General features: G+C 60.5%; 12 protein-coding genes. 2 read left to right on the top strand and 10 right to left on the bottom strand.

What is annotated here, in order from left to right:
• Positions 1–20: 20 nt before the first annotated feature.
• Positions 21–5,273, bottom strand: a complete 5,253-nt coding sequence (locus NQL71_RS16370; protein WP_274643021.1) for a dermonecrotic toxin domain-containing protein — start codon at positions 5,271–5,273, stop codon at positions 21–23.
• Positions 5,274–5,426: 153 nt separating this feature from the next.
• On the opposite strand from NQL71_RS16370, the gene NQL71_RS16365 reads away from it, so the two are divergent.
• Positions 5,427–6,461 carry an alpha/beta fold hydrolase gene (locus NQL71_RS16365; RefSeq protein ID WP_274643020.1) on the top strand — a complete coding sequence of 345 codons (1,035 nt, stop codon included), beginning with the start codon at positions 5,427–5,429 and terminating at the stop codon, positions 6,459–6,461.
• On the opposite strand, the gene NQL71_RS16360 is transcribed toward NQL71_RS16365, so the two are convergent.
• From NQL71_RS16360 to NQL71_RS16335, 6 genes are read right to left on the bottom strand one after another with little or no spacing between them, the layout of a single operon-like run.
• Positions 6,458–7,849: a sigma-54-dependent transcriptional regulator gene (locus tag NQL71_RS16360; RefSeq protein ID WP_077185233.1), complete on the bottom strand. Its 1,392-nt coding sequence runs from the start codon at positions 7,847–7,849 to the stop codon at positions 6,458–6,460. The two genes, NQL71_RS16365 and NQL71_RS16360, sit on opposite strands and share 4 nt — an antisense overlap.
• Positions 7,839–9,611, bottom strand: a complete 1,773-nt coding sequence (locus NQL71_RS16355; protein ID WP_248686837.1) for a sensor histidine kinase — start codon at positions 9,609–9,611, stop codon at positions 7,839–7,841. Before NQL71_RS16355 ends, NQL71_RS16360 begins: the two co-directional genes overlap by 11 nt.
• Positions 9,608–10,735 carry a GNAT family N-acetyltransferase gene (locus tag NQL71_RS16350; protein ID WP_248686838.1) on the bottom strand — a complete coding sequence of 376 codons (1,128 nt, stop codon included), beginning with the start codon at positions 10,733–10,735 and terminating at the stop codon, positions 9,608–9,610. Before NQL71_RS16350 ends, NQL71_RS16355 begins: the two co-directional genes overlap by 4 nt.
• A 14-nt stretch (positions 10,736–10,749) precedes the next feature.
• Positions 10,750–11,640, bottom strand: coding sequence for an alpha/beta hydrolase (locus NQL71_RS16345; RefSeq protein WP_046818910.1), 891 nt, complete (start codon positions 11,638–11,640; stop codon positions 10,750–10,752).
• Positions 11,637–13,031, bottom strand: a complete 1,395-nt coding sequence (locus NQL71_RS16340) for an aspartate aminotransferase family protein (RefSeq protein WP_046818909.1) — start codon at positions 13,029–13,031, stop codon at positions 11,637–11,639. Before NQL71_RS16340 ends, NQL71_RS16345 begins: the two co-directional genes overlap by 4 nt.
• Positions 13,024–13,707, bottom strand: a complete 684-nt coding sequence (locus NQL71_RS16335) for an MtnX-like HAD-IB family phosphatase (protein WP_274643019.1) — start codon at positions 13,705–13,707, stop codon at positions 13,024–13,026. Before NQL71_RS16335 ends, NQL71_RS16340 begins: the two co-directional genes overlap by 8 nt.
• Positions 13,708–13,925: 218 nt before the next feature.
• Between NQL71_RS16335 and NQL71_RS16330 the strand changes: the two genes are divergently transcribed.
• A complete protein-coding gene (locus NQL71_RS16330; protein WP_274643018.1) occupies positions 13,926–14,687 on the top strand; it encodes a MipA/OmpV family protein in 762 nt (253 codons plus the stop codon).
• A gap of 113 nt (positions 14,688–14,800) precedes the next feature.
• Here NQL71_RS16330 and NQL71_RS16325 read toward each other — a convergent pair whose 3' ends face one another.
• The 3 genes from NQL71_RS16325 to NQL71_RS16315 are packed head-to-tail and all read right to left on the bottom strand — an operon-like array spanning position 14,801 to position 16,501.
• Positions 14,801–15,199 carry an EamA family transporter gene (locus NQL71_RS16325; protein ID WP_046818906.1) on the bottom strand — a complete coding sequence of 133 codons (399 nt, stop codon included), beginning with the start codon at positions 15,197–15,199 and terminating at the stop codon, positions 14,801–14,803.
• A gap of 10 nt (positions 15,200–15,209) precedes the next feature.
• Complete coding sequence (locus tag NQL71_RS16320) at positions 15,210–15,584, bottom strand: DMT family transporter (protein WP_077185238.1); 375 nt, start codon at positions 15,582–15,584, stop codon at positions 15,210–15,212.
• Positions 15,581–16,501 carry an arginase family protein gene (locus NQL71_RS16315; RefSeq protein WP_274643017.1) on the bottom strand — a complete coding sequence of 307 codons (921 nt, stop codon included), beginning with the start codon at positions 16,499–16,501 and terminating at the stop codon, positions 15,581–15,583. The genes NQL71_RS16320 and NQL71_RS16315 overlap by 4 nt, the downstream gene beginning before the upstream one ends.
• Positions 16,502–16,630: the final 129 nt, after the last annotated feature.

Genomic DNA, 16,630 nt, shown 5'->3' with positions numbered 1-16,630 from the left:
CCCACGCCCTCCCTTTATGTTCAAAGGCTCTCGAAGTGTTCCAGTGCGGCCGATCGTTTGCCGATATCCGCATAGGGCAGGCTGGCGTCGTCAGCGTGGGTCAGAAAACGGTGTTCGGGTAATTTCAAATGGGCCTTCTCGAATTGCCTGAATACCGGCGTGGCATTGGTGTAGTGAAAGTGGGCGTACCACAGGACGTTCGCGGGTATCGCATTCAGGTTCCAGATCTCGTATTCCTGCAGGTAATCAACGCGACCGTCCTTGCGCTTGCCGAGGTTCTTGATGACGTCGGGTTTGCGGATCTCCACTGCATTCTGGCGCACAAGATCATCGAGCATGCCGTCGGTAGGCCTTTTGCTACTCAGCGACTGCCGGGTTCGCAGGGTACGTCCGAGGGTGGTGAGTTCGCCGGCCTTGTCACGCAGGGTTTGAATGATAGTGTTCTGCGCGTCCAATTGTTCGATGTGCAGGGCGCGTCGGGTCAGTTCGTCTGCTTCGCTGACCATCATGTGTTCCAGGTCGACTGGCAGCATGTCTTGCTCGGCATAGGACTGCACCTTGGCCTGGTACGTCGGCTGCAAGTCCAAGCGTTTGCGCGCGTCGGCCACCAGCATCGCCAGATCCGTTGGCGCTGTCGTCGATGGCGCAACCGGGGCGTTCAACTGGCGGAACCTGCCGTTACTGCCTTGTTCCCAGACTTCCTCGACGTTGCCTTTTCCAGTCAAACGGTACCGGTGTGACTGGGTTGCCTCCACCCACTCTTCAACGCCGAAAAGCACCTGCTCATCTTCTGTGGTGAAGACTTTTTTCCTGGCCTGCCCGGGCGGTGCAGGCAGTGCGGGAAGGTCAATGCCCTTGCGAGCCCGTTCCGCCATCTTCTCGATGCCCGCCATCAATTGCTCGACCGAGTCCATATGGAAGTGTTGCGGGTAGCTGGTGGTCCAGACTTTCATTTCCCGCAAGAATCGGGTGTAAAGCGCAAGGGCGTTCTGCAATACCTGGTTGCGGCCCCGGATGCCACTGCCATGCGATAGCATGTGCTGGGTATACAAGGCCCGATCGACCCTGGCCCGCAGGCTGCCTGACTGTTGTTGCAGGTAGAACCAGGACACATCCTTGATGCCGTCAAAGCGATTGACGGTTTCCATCAAATGGGCGGTTTTCAGATAGAGCAGATTTGCATCGCTGAAGCGCCCGGTCATTTCCTCGACTTCGGGTGTGAGTGTCGCTTTTTCGCCCTTGTTGGTGATGCGTGCGTACCAGGTGTTAAGGTCGACCATCAACGCATCGATCTGATCGATGTCCCGGACCACGGCCGCCCGTACACTGCGGATCTGCTCCAGGGTGGCCAGGCGTTGCTTGAGCGAATCTTGTGGCAAATTGTCCAGTTTCTCGATCAAGTCATCTATCTCATCCAGCAATGGCGACATCCGGTGATTGAGATAGTAAATGCGCAGTTTGAACCGGTCTGCCAGCAGGTGGGCGGCATTGCTTTGCATGACGCGTGCTCTACTTAGTTTATTGCCTCTGGCCAGGGGCAGCAACTCAACCAGGTTCCGATACTGCCGGATGCCCAACTCGATGTCGGCGATACACGTTGCGTCGACGGACGACAGCATTGCCTTGCGTTTGTCGAGCGAGCTGGCATGGTAGGTTTTGATAGCGGCATTGCTTGTCGGAATTCGATCATTCATTTGCTGGGTAAGGCTGTTCGCTTTTGCGGTGAGTTGCTCATGCCGACGAACCACCCGGTTGCGCCACCACTCTGGCAAGCGGGCACGAATGGCTTGTGGCCAGATCGGATCGAGGGTGTCCGCCAGATGCCCAAGCACGCCTCCGCCGCCCAGCCCGCCGCCTTCGAAGGTCGATCCGTAAACACCGAACCAGGTGTCCCAATGGCCTGCGTCATCGAGGGCGATCGGTTGCTTGTAGGTTTTCTTGTGCGTGCCGCTCAGCCTAAAGCCGCGTGAGTCCTTGCTCAGTTCAACCTGGAAAATGCGCCCCTGGCGAGTGATGAAGTCGCCATCGGCATGACGATAGACATTGCGATAGACTCCGTGCTCGACCGGTTGCAACCCGGCGAGGGATATCGGACGTTCATACTCGTAACCGGCGAAACGCTGGGCGACGTGCCGTGCCTGGCGCGTTGTCGTCGGCTGTAACGCCGAAGCGTCTTTGCCCAGCGCCTTCAACTGGCGGGCACGGGTCAGCGAGCGGGCGGTGGTGGTCGAGCGGGGAGGCAGAGAAGTGCCGGGAGCGATGTCCATGGCGGCATCGATCAACGCCAGCAGCACTGACTCTATCTCTGTCAGGCCCTCACCCACCTCGCCGTTGATCATTGCGGTGACGGCCTTGTTGGCACTGCTCCAGGCATCATAAAGCGCAATCCCGGTACCGACGAAGGGCACGAGCCCCAACGCCATCTTCATGTAGTTCAACGCTTTCGAGCCGCTGAGCGCGTAGCGCTCCAGGTACAAGGCATTGCGCGAGCGCGATGTGTCGCGATGGGCTTCGATCAGGCGGCCCATGTGGGCATTGAGCAAATGTTCGGCCAGTGACGTCGTCGAGGGCCACGGTACGCCAACGCCGATCATCGCGTCGAAATGCTTCAATACGGCCTGGTTGATCCGGCTTGCATGGGCTTGCTCATTGCCTGACAGAGCTCGCCCGGCCAGGTAGCTGACCATCTCGCTGCGCAGACAAAGATTGAACAGGGCCCGACGAGCGGTCTCCAGGTCGCTATAGCTGCGCAGAAATTGGCCGTCGGGGCTATCGGGCAGATACAGCAATGTCATCTTGCTGACCTGTTCTTCGATGAAGGTCACGCCGGACAGGGTGGTCGGCCCTTCGTTTGGTGTGTCCTTGCCGCCAGCAGTCAGATGCACCGGGAGCAGGACGATACGTTTGCCCTGCGCTTGCCAGGCTTCACGCGTTTGGGCATCGATGGCAATGGTCAAGACCTGTAGCTGATCCTGATTGATCTGCGTTTGCAGGTGCGCGCATTGACCCTGCAATTTGAGCATCAGGCGCCACGGCTCGATCAGGCATTCACGGCGATGCTCTCTGACAAAGAGTGTTTCGCTGGAAGAGCCCATGAAGGTATTGCGAATCTGGTCTTCGTAGAGCTGGGGCAGGTCAAGCTCGGGCAGGACCCTGCGCAGGTAGGTCGATGTGATGCCGGCCGCCAGTGCCTGGCGTTCGCTTTCGTTGGCCGCGCTGACGTGCACCCGCATGAAACCTAGACGCAGCGAAAGAGGTTCCAGCTGCATGGACGGGGTGTTATCGATATTGAGCTGGGCCAGCTCCTCGAGTGACATTCGGCTTCGGCTGGCACTGGGTACCGGCACGAGTTTTTGCGGGGTGCCTGGCGCCGCGCCGTCGGCCAGTTGTTTTTGCAGTTTGACCGAATCCGGCAGGTCCAGCTGGACGTCAAAGTGTCCCGTTAGCGAGAAGTCTTCGCGCAACCGCGCCTGGAGATGTCGACGGGTGAATGCGTCGCGGGGCGCCAGCGCCGATTCCAGTTGCTCGTGACTGCGATGCATGGCCTGGATATAGGCCTCGACCAGGCTTTTGAGCCCGGCACTGGCGGACGCCGACAGCGTCGCCAGCCAGACGGGCAGCCGGGAGGCAATGGCGGCACTGCGGCTTTGTTCCAGACGATGCGCCAGAGCCAGAAGCCTGGCCGCGTTCATCGGGACCTGCAGTGCGGCCAGGGTTGTTTGTCGCAGCTTTGCCAGTTCATCTTCGCGTGCTGACGCCTGTGCCGGGTCGGCATGGCGCTGGCGTATTTGCGCGGCCTGTTCTTCAAAGTGGCTGGTCTGTTGATTCAGACTGTGAAGCAGCGGATCGGAACTGATTTTCGTCAGTTTCAGCGTCAGCTCCGGATCCTGTTCCTGGATTTTGAACAACTGACTTTCCAGCTCCCGGCGATTGGCGAAGCGCTGCAAGCCGCCGCCAGTGCCGGGCCAGTAGAGCAGCAGGCTGTGAGGTGCGGCAGGATCGAGCAGCGCCTGGGATCGGGTGATGACAAACGGACCGTCCAGTGCCTGGGTTTTATTGCCAGTGCTCTGGTCGACCAACGACAGGCTGGCCGCCATGACATCGCTATCGGTTTCGTCAGCCGGGTCCAGGATGGCCTGAAGCATGTCCAACTGCACATTGTCCAACTGATCGAGGGACCGTTGCAGCCTGGCCTCGGCTTGCAAGCCGTTTTTGCGGGCCTGATACAGCGCGCCGAACTCACGGTTGAAAGTCTCAAGGTCCAGGACTCTGGATCGGTAGAGCAGGGCGAATGCAGCCTTGTCCGCAGCCTGTTCTGCCACTTCCAGAGTCTTGAGGGTGTCGTTGAATGTCCGATGACGGTCGCTATCGCCATCATCTCCCAGCAGTGTTTCCAGCGCTGCGAGCTGTTTACGCAGCGAGGACTGACGCAAGGCCAGTGGAATATCGGCCGCCAGGCTGTCGAAAGGCGATGATTGATCTACATTGTCAAACGCTCCGATCAGCTCCAGGCTCTCGAGGGTCGGTGCCTGGGCAAATACGCCGGTGCGGCTGGCTTGAGGTCCGGGGGCAAACAGGGCCGTGATGCCTGTCGTCAATGGGCCGCTTTTGGCCGTGTATTCAAAACTGATGTATCGAGTGGTCAACTCTGGCGGAACAAGTAATTGCCCGGACAACCAGTGCTCCATGTCGCTGCGTTCGTCGAAGGCCTGGACGGGAACCGGTCGAGAGGGCAGGTACAGCAATTGTTCGACGGGTTGCCGGTTGCCCACGCTGATCACCCAGGCTGCCGGGATTTTTACCAAGGTGTTGTCGCTCAGTTTCAGCGCCAGCTGTTCGCAATGGATGGGCTGGTCGTCCAGGCGCATCGCCTCTGTCCCGGAGTCCAGGATCAACCAGAGTGGTTTCAATTGCTCGGCGCTCAGGGTTCTCTGGGCGAATCCCATTTGCGCTGCAGCTTCAATGTGTCCGCGGTATAGCTGAACCGCCCGATCGCGGCGCGACAGCGGCGTACCGGGGGCGCGAGCCTCCCAATAGGCCGTCGCGCCTGCGTCCGGCGGTGCGTTTGTGAGCAGCGCCTGCAAACCTTCCTGGCAGGCTTGCCAGCGCGTCAAGGCGCTTTGCAGCAGGCTCTGGTCGATATTGCCTGGCAGCGTCGAAAACTCGTCTGCGGCCGTTGGCGAGGAGAGGGGGAGTGTCGGGAAGAGTCTTTCGGTCATGGTGATGTAGCTCATCCAGGAGGAGCGGCGGATCCGCGCCTGATCAAGCGCCATTAAAAAAAAATCCTCCGGACCCGTGGCACTACATAGTTATCGCATCGACCATTGAGCAGCATTCATGAAACTGTCATGCAACTGTGGCAGCGCGATTGAACAAACTTCATCAGACTCGCGCTCTACTGGGGTTCTGCGTTTTGGTGTTTTTCCATGGGTGCTTGGTTTTTTTCACGGGTTCTATTCCTGGCCGCACTGTTGTGCGGTCTGCCGTCTCTTGCGGCGTCTCGCTGTGACGTCGATGTTGCCACCCAACGGGTTGATCTGGCCCAGGTAAGCCTGGCGTACCAGAGCATCGGCCGTGCGTCGGATCCGGCACTGCTGCTGGTGATGGGGCTGGGCGGGCAGTTGATCCACTGGCCCGACGAAGTGGTGGTCGCACTGTGTCAGCAAGGTTTTCGGGTGATTCGTTATGACAATCGCGATGTCGGCCTGTCGACCTGGCGGCAAGCGCCGGCCGAGACCAACCTGACCTTCGAAGTGTTGCGCTACAAGCTCGGCTTGCCGGTGTCGGCGCCTTACACCCTGACCGATATGGCGGACGATGCCCTGGGGCTGATGGATGCGTTGCACATCGAGCAATTTCACGTGCTGGGCGCCAGCATGGGCGGCATGATTGCCCAGCACATGGCGGCGATGGCGCCACGACGGGTCGAGAGCCTGACCCTGATCATGAGCACTTCCGGAGCCGAAGGATTGCCGGCGCCGAGTGCGGCGTTGTTGCAGTTGCTGGCGCGTCGGGGGGCGCCCAATCGTGAAGTCGCATTGGAGCAGCAGGCGGACCTGCTGGCGGCACTGGGCAGTCCGGCGGTGACTGATGATCGACAGGCCTTGCTGCAGCAGGCGGCACTGGCGTATGACCGGGCCTTCAACCCCGAGGGGGCCAAGCGCCAGATCCTGGCGATCCTGGCCGAGCCGAGCCGAGTGGCATTGCTCAACCAGTTACGGGTGCCGGCGCTGGTCGTGCATGGCACGGCCGATCCGTTGTTGCCGGTGATGCATGGCGTGCACCTGGCGGCGCATTTGCGTGGCAGCCAGTTGAAGTTGATACCGGGGTTGGCCCATCGTTTTCAGGAAGCGTTCAAGGCGCCGTTGCTGGCGGCAGTCTTGCCGTACCTGCGCGCTCATCGAGAGGACACTTCGCATTGGGCGCAGATCGAGCCTGTGGCTGAACACAACCTTCTTTAGCGCACGATCTTGTCCACGTGAATGCCCAGCTTCTTCAGCCGGTACCAGAAGCTGCGCTCGGAAATACCGATCAACTGCGCCGCCGCGGCCTGTACACCGTTGCTCTGGGCCAAGGCTGCCAGGATGTAGTTCTTCTCGACCTGCGCCAGTGCGGCTTCCAGGTCCGACGGCACGCCCATGCCCTCGGTGGGAATGGCACTGCAGGTGGCCGCGGCTGAAGCAAACAGGTACGCTGGCAGATCGTCGTCGTCGATGACCGTCCCTGACGCGACGATGGTCGCACGTTCCACACAGTTCTGCAGTTCGCGAATGTTGCCAGGCCACGAATATCGGGCCATGGCCTGGAGCGCCGCCGGGCTGAACCCACTGATGCGTTTGCCAGCTGTTGCGCCCAGGACATGGGCGAAATGCCGGGCCAGCGGGGCGATATCCTCGACCCGTTCGCGCAGGGCCGGCAGCGGGATCGGGAATACGTTGAGGCGGTAGTAGAGGTCTTCGCGAAACTCCTTGTTGGCCACCGCATCGAGCAGGTTCTTGTTGGTGGCCGCAATCACTCGCACATCCACCTTGCGCTCGCGGGGATCGCCCACCGGCTCAATCACACGCTCCTGCAACGCCCGCAGGATCTTCGCCTGCAAGGCCAAGGGCATTTCGCCGATTTCATCGAGGAACAGCGTGCCCTTGTCCGCTTGCAGGAAGCGCCCGACGCGGTCGGCCACGGCGCCGGTAAACGCGCCTTTGCGATGGCCGAACATCTCGCTCTCAAGCAATCCTTCGGGGATGGCCGCACAGTTCACCGCGACGAAAGGCTTGTCGGCGCGATTGCCATGTTTGTGGATGGCCCGGGCGACCATTTCCTTGCCGGTTCCGCTTTCGCCGGTCAGCAAAATCGTCGCATTGCTTTCACGTACCGAATCGATCGCCTGCAACACCCGACGGAAGCTCGGGCTGTCCCCGATCAGGCTGTCGATTTGCTGGTGTTCATCGAGTTCGGCGCGCATGCGCTGGTTGTCTTTGAGGATGTCGCGAAATTGCAGGGCCTTGCTGACGGTGATGTCCAGTTCATCAATGTCGAACGGTTTGGCGATATAGTCGAACGCCCCGTTGCGCATCGATTGCACGGCGTTTTTCACGGTGCTGTAGGCCGTCATGACAATCACCGGCAAGTGCGCAAATCGGCTTTTGATTTCTGCCAGCAACTGCGGACCGTCCATGCCGGGCATGCGCCAGTCGCTGATGACCAGGTCGATGTCTTCGGTCTCCAGCACTTTCAGGGCGTGCAAGCCATTGCCCGCAGTGAACACCGTGATGCCATTCTGATTCAGCGCCGACGCCAGCAGGTCACAGAGCTTGGGCTCGTCGTCGACCACCAGTACGTTATGTGTCATCGCTACCCTCGTCGAACCCATCACCCTTGGCCGGTAGGTAAAGGCTGAATGTGGCGCCGGTATTTTTTCCACTGGTGCACTCGATGCGCCCTTCATGGCTTTCCATGATCGAATACACCTTCGCCAAGCCCAGGCCGGTGCCCGAGGCCTTGGTGGTGACGAACGGCGTGAAAATGCGTTCGAGCATGTCCGGGTCGATGCCCGGGCCGGTGTCGCGGATGCTGATCACGGTGTATGGCGGATCGCTTCTGATCGCAAGGGTCAGCTGTCCACCGTCGGGCATGGCATCGATGGCGTTGACGATCAGGTTCAGGCCGGCTTGTTTGAGTTGTCGTGGGTCGGCGTGGACGGTGGCACCGGGGGCCTGATCGTCGATGTGCGCCTCGATGTGGTGGCTGGCCAGCTCTGGTGCGCAGAAGCCCAGCAAATCCTCTACCAGCGACCGGACTGTTTGCGTAGAACGCATGGGCGCACTGGGCTTGGCGAATTCGAGAAAATCGCTGATCAGGTCGTTGATCCGGCTGACTTCGCTGACAACGTATTCCAGGTGACGCTTGTCGGACTCTGGCAGATCGGCGCGCCGATGCAGCAGTTGTGTCGCGGTCTTGATGATCCCCAGCGGGTTACGGATTTCATGGGCCAGGCCCATGGCGACTTCGCCCAGGGCAAGCAGGCGGTCGCGGCGACGCAGCTGCGATTCCAAATGCTGCAACTGGCCAAGGCGCTCGCTCATGTGGTTGAAGGTGCTGCTCAATTCCGCCAGTTCGTCGCCGCCGGTCACGGGCAAGCGCTGGCGATAGTCCCCGGCAATCACGGCCTGCACGCCCTTGGAGAGCCCGCGCAAGGGTTTGGTCAGCCGTTGCGAAACCATCCAGCCGACCGCCAGTGAGGCCGCCGAACTGAGCAGGAAAATCAGGATGAACAGGTTGCTCTGGTTCACCAGCCCGACCAGGCTGCTGTGGCGCAGCAGCCCGCTGTAGATCACGCCTTGCAGCTCGCCGTTTTCGTTGAGTATCGGTTGGTAGATGCCGCTGTAGCGACTGGTGAATTGCTCAATGGGTTGTTTGCTCTGGCGCATGGACTGTTCGATTTTTGCTGGAACCTGCAGGGGGTGATTCTCGAAGCGTTGGGTTGAGAAAATCTCCGAGAAGTCGCCCGCCTTGGCCAGGTACAGGCGCAGGTCCAGGGAATGAACGTCCGCCACGCTGGTGAGGAAACTGTTGTCCAGATAAGTGGCGATCACCAGTTTGTACGCGAGGCCTTCCTGCTCGGTCTCGAAGGTCGAAACCACAGTGCCGGTGGCCACCCCGGCGACTTGCAAGGTTTGCAGCGTGGCTTTGGGGGCCGTGCTGATCTGGCGGACGATATCGTCGGCGACGGTGCTGAATACCACTTTTTGATCGTTGCTGCGCACCAGCGCCACCACATCGATGCCCATTGAGTCGGCGATGTCAGTGGTCAGTTTGTCATTTCGGGCAGATAGCCGGTCCGTGGACGGGCGCGTATAGCGTAGGAACAGGTGCACGGCCCGAGTATGGTCGCGCAGGATTTCGCTGATTTCGTCCTCGACGATCCTGGTCGACTCCTGCAGCCAGATCCGCACGTTGCTGTCGAAAATCTGCGACAGGGTGGTGGCCGCCAGTTCGGCGGCGATCATCGTCGGAATCACGCTGACCAGCCAGAAGGCCAGCACCAGTTTGCGCTGCAGGCTCCAGCCGGAGAGGGCGAAGGGGCGGGTGTTGGGGCGTGGGGCATTAGTCATCGGGTTTCGCTTATCGCAGCAGCCATGGCAGGGTCGGATCGGTCCGGACGGATAAACATTTTCAGCCCGCGCAACAGGCCGTTGAGCCAGCGGTTGCGGTGGCGGAAAAACACGGTGTTGGCGGTAAACGAGCAACCCAGGCGCAGCTTACCGGCATAGCCGGCCTGGCCGCTTGCATAGATCGTAAGGCCATGTTCAATGCAGTAGTCGACATTGGCCAGCCAGCTGCGCCTGTACAGGTTGTGTTCGCGGGTGCGGTCAAGGTCGTGGGCGAAAAACTTGTCGACCATCTGCTGGTCGTCCAGCAATACCAGGTTGAACGCGACCAGTTCGCCGTCGAGCCAATAGAGTACACAGGCGGCTCGTTCATCGAGTTGTTCCAGCACCTGGCTGAAGTAGGCTGGTGGCAAGCGTTCGAACGTCAAGTCACTGCGGTTCAATGTGGATTCGTAGAGCGGCATCATGACCGGCAGCAGATCTTCCACTTGCCGTCGCCACTCGATACGCGGCCCCTGGGTGCGCAAGGTGCGGCGCAGGTCCTTGCGGGTGGATTTGCCGAGGGTGTCGAGGTAGGCGTCGAGGCTGGCGAACCTGATGGGCAGTTCGGCGCCGGGCAAGCCGGGCATGCTTTGCAGGCCGGCATCGTGGCACGCCTGCAACCACTGCGGGTCCCGGTCGGATGCGTCCTTCACAGCCATCAAGCCAATGCCGGCCTGGTCCGCATCGTTACGGGCCAGGATCAACAATTGCTCGAGCAAGGCGGGGCGTCTGGCAGGTTCGATATGCCGGAGCGTGCCCGCATGGCAGCGCTCGGCCACCGGTGAGCCCAGGGCGTAGAGCGGAATGTCGAGCAGCCCCGGACACCAGCGGCGCAACCGTTGACTGATACGCTTGCCCAGGCCTTGAACCGTGGTGTCCAGTGAATAGGCAGTGGTGAACGCCACGGCTGCGGCGATCAAAACCTGTTGCTCATACACAGCCAGATAGCGCCATTGAAAACCGGCAATGCCCGCCCGTTCAACAGCCCGGTAGTAATCCCAATCCTCGAGCTCGGCAGGGAAGCAATCATTCCAGGCATCGCGGTCGATGGCCTCGATGGTCGAAAAGGCTAGGGCAGTGATCACGGGGTTTCCTTGTCTCAGGCCAATTGCCGATATGTTTGGCGCACGGAAAGCGGGGTGTTGGACTGCTGCTTGAAACGTTGCTGGATAAAATCCACGCTCAACGCCACCACCTGCCGGTACTGCAGGTCGACGGTGATCATGTGGTAGCAGTCGTCGAGCAGGATTTTCACGACCGGTCCGCCGAGATTGCGTTCCACGTAGTCGGCATTCCAGCGGCTGGTGATATCGTCTTCGCGTGAATGCACCACCAGTGCCTGGGTGGTGATGTGCGGCATGCGTTTTTTCACTGCCGCCACTAACCGGTGCAGTTCGCGAATACAGACCCCGGACATGCTCAACAGCCCGGCATTACCGCTGTCGCCTGCCTTCATCTGTCGCTCGACGATTGCCCGCAGGCGTTCGTCCTTGATGCCAAAAGGTGATTTTTCCTTGAAGCGGCACAGGTGCACGCCGAACGGAATCGCCATCAGCAACGGCGTGAGTATCGCTGCCTTGGGTATGTTCCAGCCGTCGTAGCGCAGGGTGGTCGAGTAGAGCAGCAGGCCTTCGATCTGTCCCGGGTGCTCGGCCGCCAGGTACATCGACAGCACGGCACCCATGGACAAGCCGCCGACGAAAACGCGTTGGTGTTTGCGCCGTACGCCGAGGTAGGTGTTGCGTGCGCTCTCGTACCAGTCGCGCCATCGCGTGGCTTGCAGGTCGGCGTTGCTGCCACAGTGGCCGGCCAGGGTTGGCACGTAGACCGTATACCCCACCGCGGCCAGGCCCATGGCCACGCGACGCAACTCCGTCGGCGTGCCGGTCAGGCCGTGAATCAGCAACACCGCCACATTCCCGCTGCCGAGAATGAACCCGGCGTCACCTTCGCCAATGTCGACCGCTTCGGGTGAAGGCCGAGCGTTCATCGTTGCATCGCCCGATGCAGCAGGCGATCGAGCAGGGCGATGGCAAGGTCGATTTCCTGGTAGCTGATTTCCAGCGACGGTGCCAGGGTGATCACGTTCTTGTAGTACCCGCCCACATCCAGGATCAGGCCCAGTCGGGTGCCGTCGATTTCGATGTCGCCCTTCATGCCTTCTTCGACCATGAAGTCCAGGGTTGCCTTGTCTGGAGTAAATCCGTCCGGAGCGCAGATTTCGCAACGCAGGGCCAGCCCGAGACCGTCGACATCACCAATGATCGGGTAACGTTTCTGCAGGTCTTTCAAGCCCTCGAGGAAATACTTGCCTTTGTTCATGACCATCGCGCCGTAATCGAATTCACTGGTCATCTTGAACATCTCCAGGCCGACGGCGGTGCCCAGCGGGTTGGATGCAAAGGTCGAGTGGGTCGACCCTGGCGGGAAGATCCCGGGGTTGATCAGCTCTTCCCTGGCCCAGAGGCCACCGAGGGGATTGAGGCCGTTGGTCAAGGCTTTGCCGAAGACGATCACGTCCGGCTTGACGTCGAAGTGTTCGATCGACCACAGCTTGCCGGTGCGGTAGAAGCCCATCTGGATTTCGTCGACCACCAGCAGAATGCCGTGCTGGTCGAGCACATGCTTGAGTTCGCTGTAGAAGTTCATCGGTGGGATGACATAGCCGCCGGTTCCCTGGATCGGTTCGACGTAAAATGCAGCGTATTCGCACTGGCCGACTTTCGGGTCCCAGACGCCGTTGTATTCAGTCTCGAACAGCCTGGCAAATTGCTTCACGCAGTGACTGCCGTACTCTTCCTTGGTCATGCCTTTGGGGCCGCGAAAGTGGTACGGAAACGGGATGAAGTGGGCGCGTTCGCCGAAATGGCCGTAGCGGCGTCGATAGCGGTAACTGGACGTGATCGACGAAGCACCTAGGGTGCGCCCGTGATACCCACCCTCGAAGGCGAACATCAGGCTCTTGCCCTGGGAGGCGTTGCGCACGACTTTCAACGAGTCCTCGATGGACTGTGAACCGCCCACGTTGAAATGCACGCGCCCGTCCAGGCCGAACTTGTTCCTGGCATCGACCGCTATCATCTCCGAGAGCTCGATCTTGCCCTTGTGCAGATACTGACTGGCGATTTGCGGCAGCGCATCGATCTGCTGTTTCAGTGCATTGTTCAGGCGGGGGTTGGCGTAGCCGAAGTTGACCGCCGAATACCACATCTGCAAGTCGAGATAGGCCTGGTCGCTGGTGTCCCAGACATACGAGCCTTTGCAGCGGCTGAAAATACGGGGTGGTTCTATGTAGTGGACGGTGTCGCCGTAGGAGCAATAGCGGGCTTCTTTTTCCAAAAGAAGCTGGTCTTCAGCGGTGGCGATTCGAATATCAGACATGCTGGAAAAACTCCTGTGTGGCGCGTTTGAAAGTGTTGGCGGCGCTGACGCTTGGCAGCAGGGCGGGAAGTTCGGCGAAGCTGTCAAAGCGTGCGTAAGCGATGTTGTTGCGTTCGCAGTGTTCGGCCAGGCGATCCTTGGCGAACACGAAATCGGCGGTGGAGGCTACGCACATGTCGGACTGGCCGTCGCCGATCACCAGGACCCGACGGGCCATCGGTGCAGACTTGCACTTGCAATTGCCGGCAGCGCCGCGGCAGGCGTCGCTGGCATGCGGGAAGTCGATGCGCCAGCGGCTGTCTTCGACCTGGCGCAAGCGATTGGCGAGAATCGGCAGGAGGCTGACGTAGTGGCGCGCCAGGATTCTTGCAATGGCTTGTTCGATGCCATCGCTGACCACTTCGAAGGACGCGCCGAGGCCGATGGCGTGGTCGACGAAATCGGGAAAGTGCGGATCGATTTCGATGCTGTCGAAGAGGCCGAGCAGTTCGGCAGGCGTGGCCTTGACCAGCGAAAGCTGGCGACTGAGGCATTCTCGGGAGCCGATGTCGCCCGCCAGCCATGCATTTTCGATCGCTTCCCAGCCTGGGTCGGCGAAACGCTGGAGGATGCTGTCGATCACGTCGGTGCGGGTGATGGTCCCGTCGAAATCACACACGATATGCCAGTCAATCATGTTTTGTACCTATTGGGCAGGATGCGCTCCGTGCGCTTTCCAAGGGACAGAGCAGGGACTGTGCCAATCGTGGCTGGCCCCGTGGGGCCGGGGGTTTGGCAGATATTGTCGGAGGCGGAGCTACAATTTTTGTAGGTTTCTACAATCAACATGAGTGCTTGCGTGGTCGGGGCAATCCGGGGATTGATGCGCGCATGTCCCGTTCAAGGAATTGCCTCATGTCGAGGATTACAGTTGCGCTACTTGGTGCGCTTGCTTGCCTTTCAATCAACGTGCGCGCCGATGGCATCAGCGGTGAAGCCGGGCTGGGCCTGAGCTATCAACCCCACGATCCGACCGGCAGTCGTTACGAAACCCGGCCCTTGCCGTACCTCGATCTGGACTGGGGCGATGTCAGCCTGGGCACTGATGACGGGCTGACCTGGAATGCATTCAAGGTCAACGGTTTCAGCGCCGGGCCTTTCGTGAATTACCTGCCGGGCCGGACCGCGAACGGTCAGTTGCAGGGCCTGCGCGATGTGCCGGACATGGGCGAGGTGGGCGGGTTCGTGCAATTCGCCCCGGCCGATTTCTGGCGGGTATTTGCCTCTGTTGGCCAAGCGGTCGGCGGGCACGACGGGCAGGGTGGCGTGCTGGGTCGAGTAGGTGGCGAGGTGGGTTACCCGGTGGGAGGCGGGGTGATCGGCAGCACCAACCTGACAGCGCACTTCGCCGATGCCCGACAAACCCAGACCTACTTCGGCGTCAGTGCCGATGAATCACAGGCTTCGGGGATTGCTCGCTACAGCGCAAGTGGAGGGTTGCAGAACGTGGCGCTGAGCCTGAGCTTCGAGATTCCCTTGGCGCCGAACTGGTCGCTGCTGAGTAGCGCCAGCTGGATTCACCTGACGGGTTCTGCGGCCGACAGCAGTATCGTCAAAGCCGTTGGTGACGGGCGTCAGAGAGAATTCCAGGCTGCGCTTGCCTATGAGTTCGACTGATTCCCGTAGCGTCCGTAGGAACCGGCTTGCTGGCGAACCAAACGACGCGATGTGACAGGCACGGCGCTTTCGCGCAATCGAGCTCCTAAAGAGGAAATGGCGGATGGGCTGAGTCAGGTTTCTTCACCCCCGGCCAACAACACAATCCCTGCCATGATCACGGCTACTCCCAACCAATGCAGCACGCTGATGTGCTCCCCCAACCAAAGCCAGGATCCCAGCAGTACCCCAACGAACACCAGTGAGCTCAAGGGAAAGGCCAGGGACAAATGGCTGCGTCGCAGGATCAGCATCCACACGAAGAACGCAGCGATGTAGCAGGCAATTGCCAGCCAGACCCCGGTGTTTGCCGCCACTGCCAGCAGCCACTGCAGGTTGAAGTCCATTTGCCCCAATTCATCGCCACCGACCTTTGTAGCGATCTGGCCCGCGCTTTCCAGGCCGATCAACAGGACCCACAGGACAACGGTGCCCAGACGTTCGTGCAGCCAGTCGGCCTTGCTCCTGATCATCGCTCGATCTTCATGCATTGACCGCACACACGAGCATGACGCCCGCCGTAATCACCAGCGTGCCGAGCCAGCGTCGTCGGCTGACGTGTTCGCCGAGAATGACCTTGCCCGCCAACACCACACCGCAATAGGCCAGCGCCGCCGCTGGAAACAACAGGCTCAGCGGTGCCCTGGACAGGGCTTCGAGCCAGATGAAGAACTCGATCACGTAGGCGCCGACCCCGCACCACAGGAGTGGCGCGCTGAATACCTGGCCCCAGAACGCATTCAGGCGAAACCCGCCTTCGAGCTCCGGCAAGCGATCAAGGCCGAGTTTGAAACAGAGTTGACCGATGACGTCCAGCACAATGGAAATCGCCACCAGCACGATCACGGTGAAGGTCATGGGAACAGCTCCTCCAGCAACTCGATCAAAGCCTGGTTGGTCGCGGCATTGCGCAGCAGGTCGGCTTCGCACCAGCGCTCGGCCGGGGGTTGGTCAGACCTGGCCTCCCAGCGTTTCAGGACATTACTGAAGCCCGGCCTGGCGTAGTCGCCACAGACATCGATGCCGAGGATGCGTTTGCCGGCTGCCAGCATGCGAATTGCCTGCAACAGATGGCTCAGGCGCATGGCGCCCTGGTCCCAATTGGTGGCGGCGTCCTCGCTGGCCAGCACGTCCTTGTCGATCGTGATCCACACCGCCTGCGTAGGCAGGCTGGCGATCAGTTGCTGGAGAAACGCCGGCCAGTCCAATCCAGCCAGGTTGTGCCAGTGCAGCAGGTTTTCCTGTTGCCGATGCCCGGCACCATCGCCGATCAGCCCCCAGATGCGCGACGGTGCGTGCTGCCAGGGAAACAGTTGCAACACGCCGCGCTTGAGCGCTGGCAGGTTGCCGCCCTTGAGCTGCGGATTTTGCAGGTCGTCGCTACAGGGACCGAGGGTGACGATGCGCTGGATGTTCGGCAGTTTCAGTGCCTGGTTGACCCATGAACCGCAATGCCTGCGCGGCGCGAACCGAACCCAGTCGGGGTGGTTGTCGAAGTGGATCAGGCTGGTGGGCTCCGGCAGGTCGGTGAGGAAAGCCGGGGTCAAATGGTGGTAGTCGCCGGAGCCGAAGAAGAATATTTCCGGCTGTGGGCCGCTGTGGCGGGGGCGTTGTTGCAAGCGCTCGCAAAAGCGGCGCCAGGTGCGTTCACTGGACCAAAGCCGCAGTTTCGGGCCGAGGTCGAGCAGGTCCAGGCGTTTGGCGCGGCCGCTGTCGAGCAACTGCGCGATCGGTGCCTGGGCCGTGAGGCTGTGGTCGAGATCTAGAATGTTCAAGGTCAGTATTCACCCTTGGCAGACCCCTCCCGGACACCGGCTTCATTGACATGAAGACCGGCCGAGGGGCTTTAGAGGGTAAATGCAAGGGGCGGGCCAGCACCTGCAGGTATTCGTGCCAGGCTGTAA

Source organism: Pseudomonas serbica, assembly GCF_028823535.1.
GTDB classification, from domain to species: Bacteria; Pseudomonadota; Gammaproteobacteria; order Pseudomonadales; family Pseudomonadaceae; genus Aquipseudomonas; species Aquipseudomonas serbica.
This window is presented reverse-complemented; position numbering and strand designations above follow the sequence as displayed.

Bases quoted from the DNA above. Each gene is read 5' to 3' on its own strand.
- NQL71_RS16370 (WP_274643021.1), bottom strand. From the start codon at position 5,273: ATGGCGCTTGATCAGGCGCGGATCCGCCGCTCCTCCTGGATGAGCTAC.
- NQL71_RS16365 (WP_274643020.1), top strand. From the start codon at position 5,427: ATGGGTGCTTGGTTTTTTTCACGGGTTCTATTCCTGGCCGCACTGTTG.
- NQL71_RS16360 (WP_077185233.1), bottom strand. From the start codon at position 7,849: ATGACACATAACGTACTGGTGGTCGACGACGAGCCCAAGCTCTGTGAC.
- NQL71_RS16355 (WP_248686837.1), bottom strand. From the start codon at position 9,611: ATGACTAATGCCCCACGCCCCAACACCCGCCCCTTCGCCCTCTCCGGC.
- NQL71_RS16345 (WP_046818910.1), bottom strand. From the start codon at position 11,640: ATGAACGCTCGGCCTTCACCCGAAGCGGTCGACATTGGCGAAGGTGAC.
- NQL71_RS16340 (WP_046818909.1), bottom strand. From the start codon at position 13,031: ATGTCTGATATTCGAATCGCCACCGCTGAAGACCAGCTTCTTTTGGAA.
- NQL71_RS16335 (WP_274643019.1), bottom strand. From the start codon at position 13,707: ATGATTGACTGGCATATCGTGTGTGATTTCGACGGGACCATCACCCGC.
- NQL71_RS16330 (WP_274643018.1), top strand. From the start codon at position 13,926: ATGTCGAGGATTACAGTTGCGCTACTTGGTGCGCTTGCTTGCCTTTCA.
- NQL71_RS16325 (WP_046818906.1), bottom strand. From the start codon at position 15,199: ATGATCAGGAGCAAGGCCGACTGGCTGCACGAACGTCTGGGCACCGTT.
- NQL71_RS16320 (WP_077185238.1), bottom strand. From the start codon at position 15,584: ATGACCTTCACCGTGATCGTGCTGGTGGCGATTTCCATTGTGCTGGAC.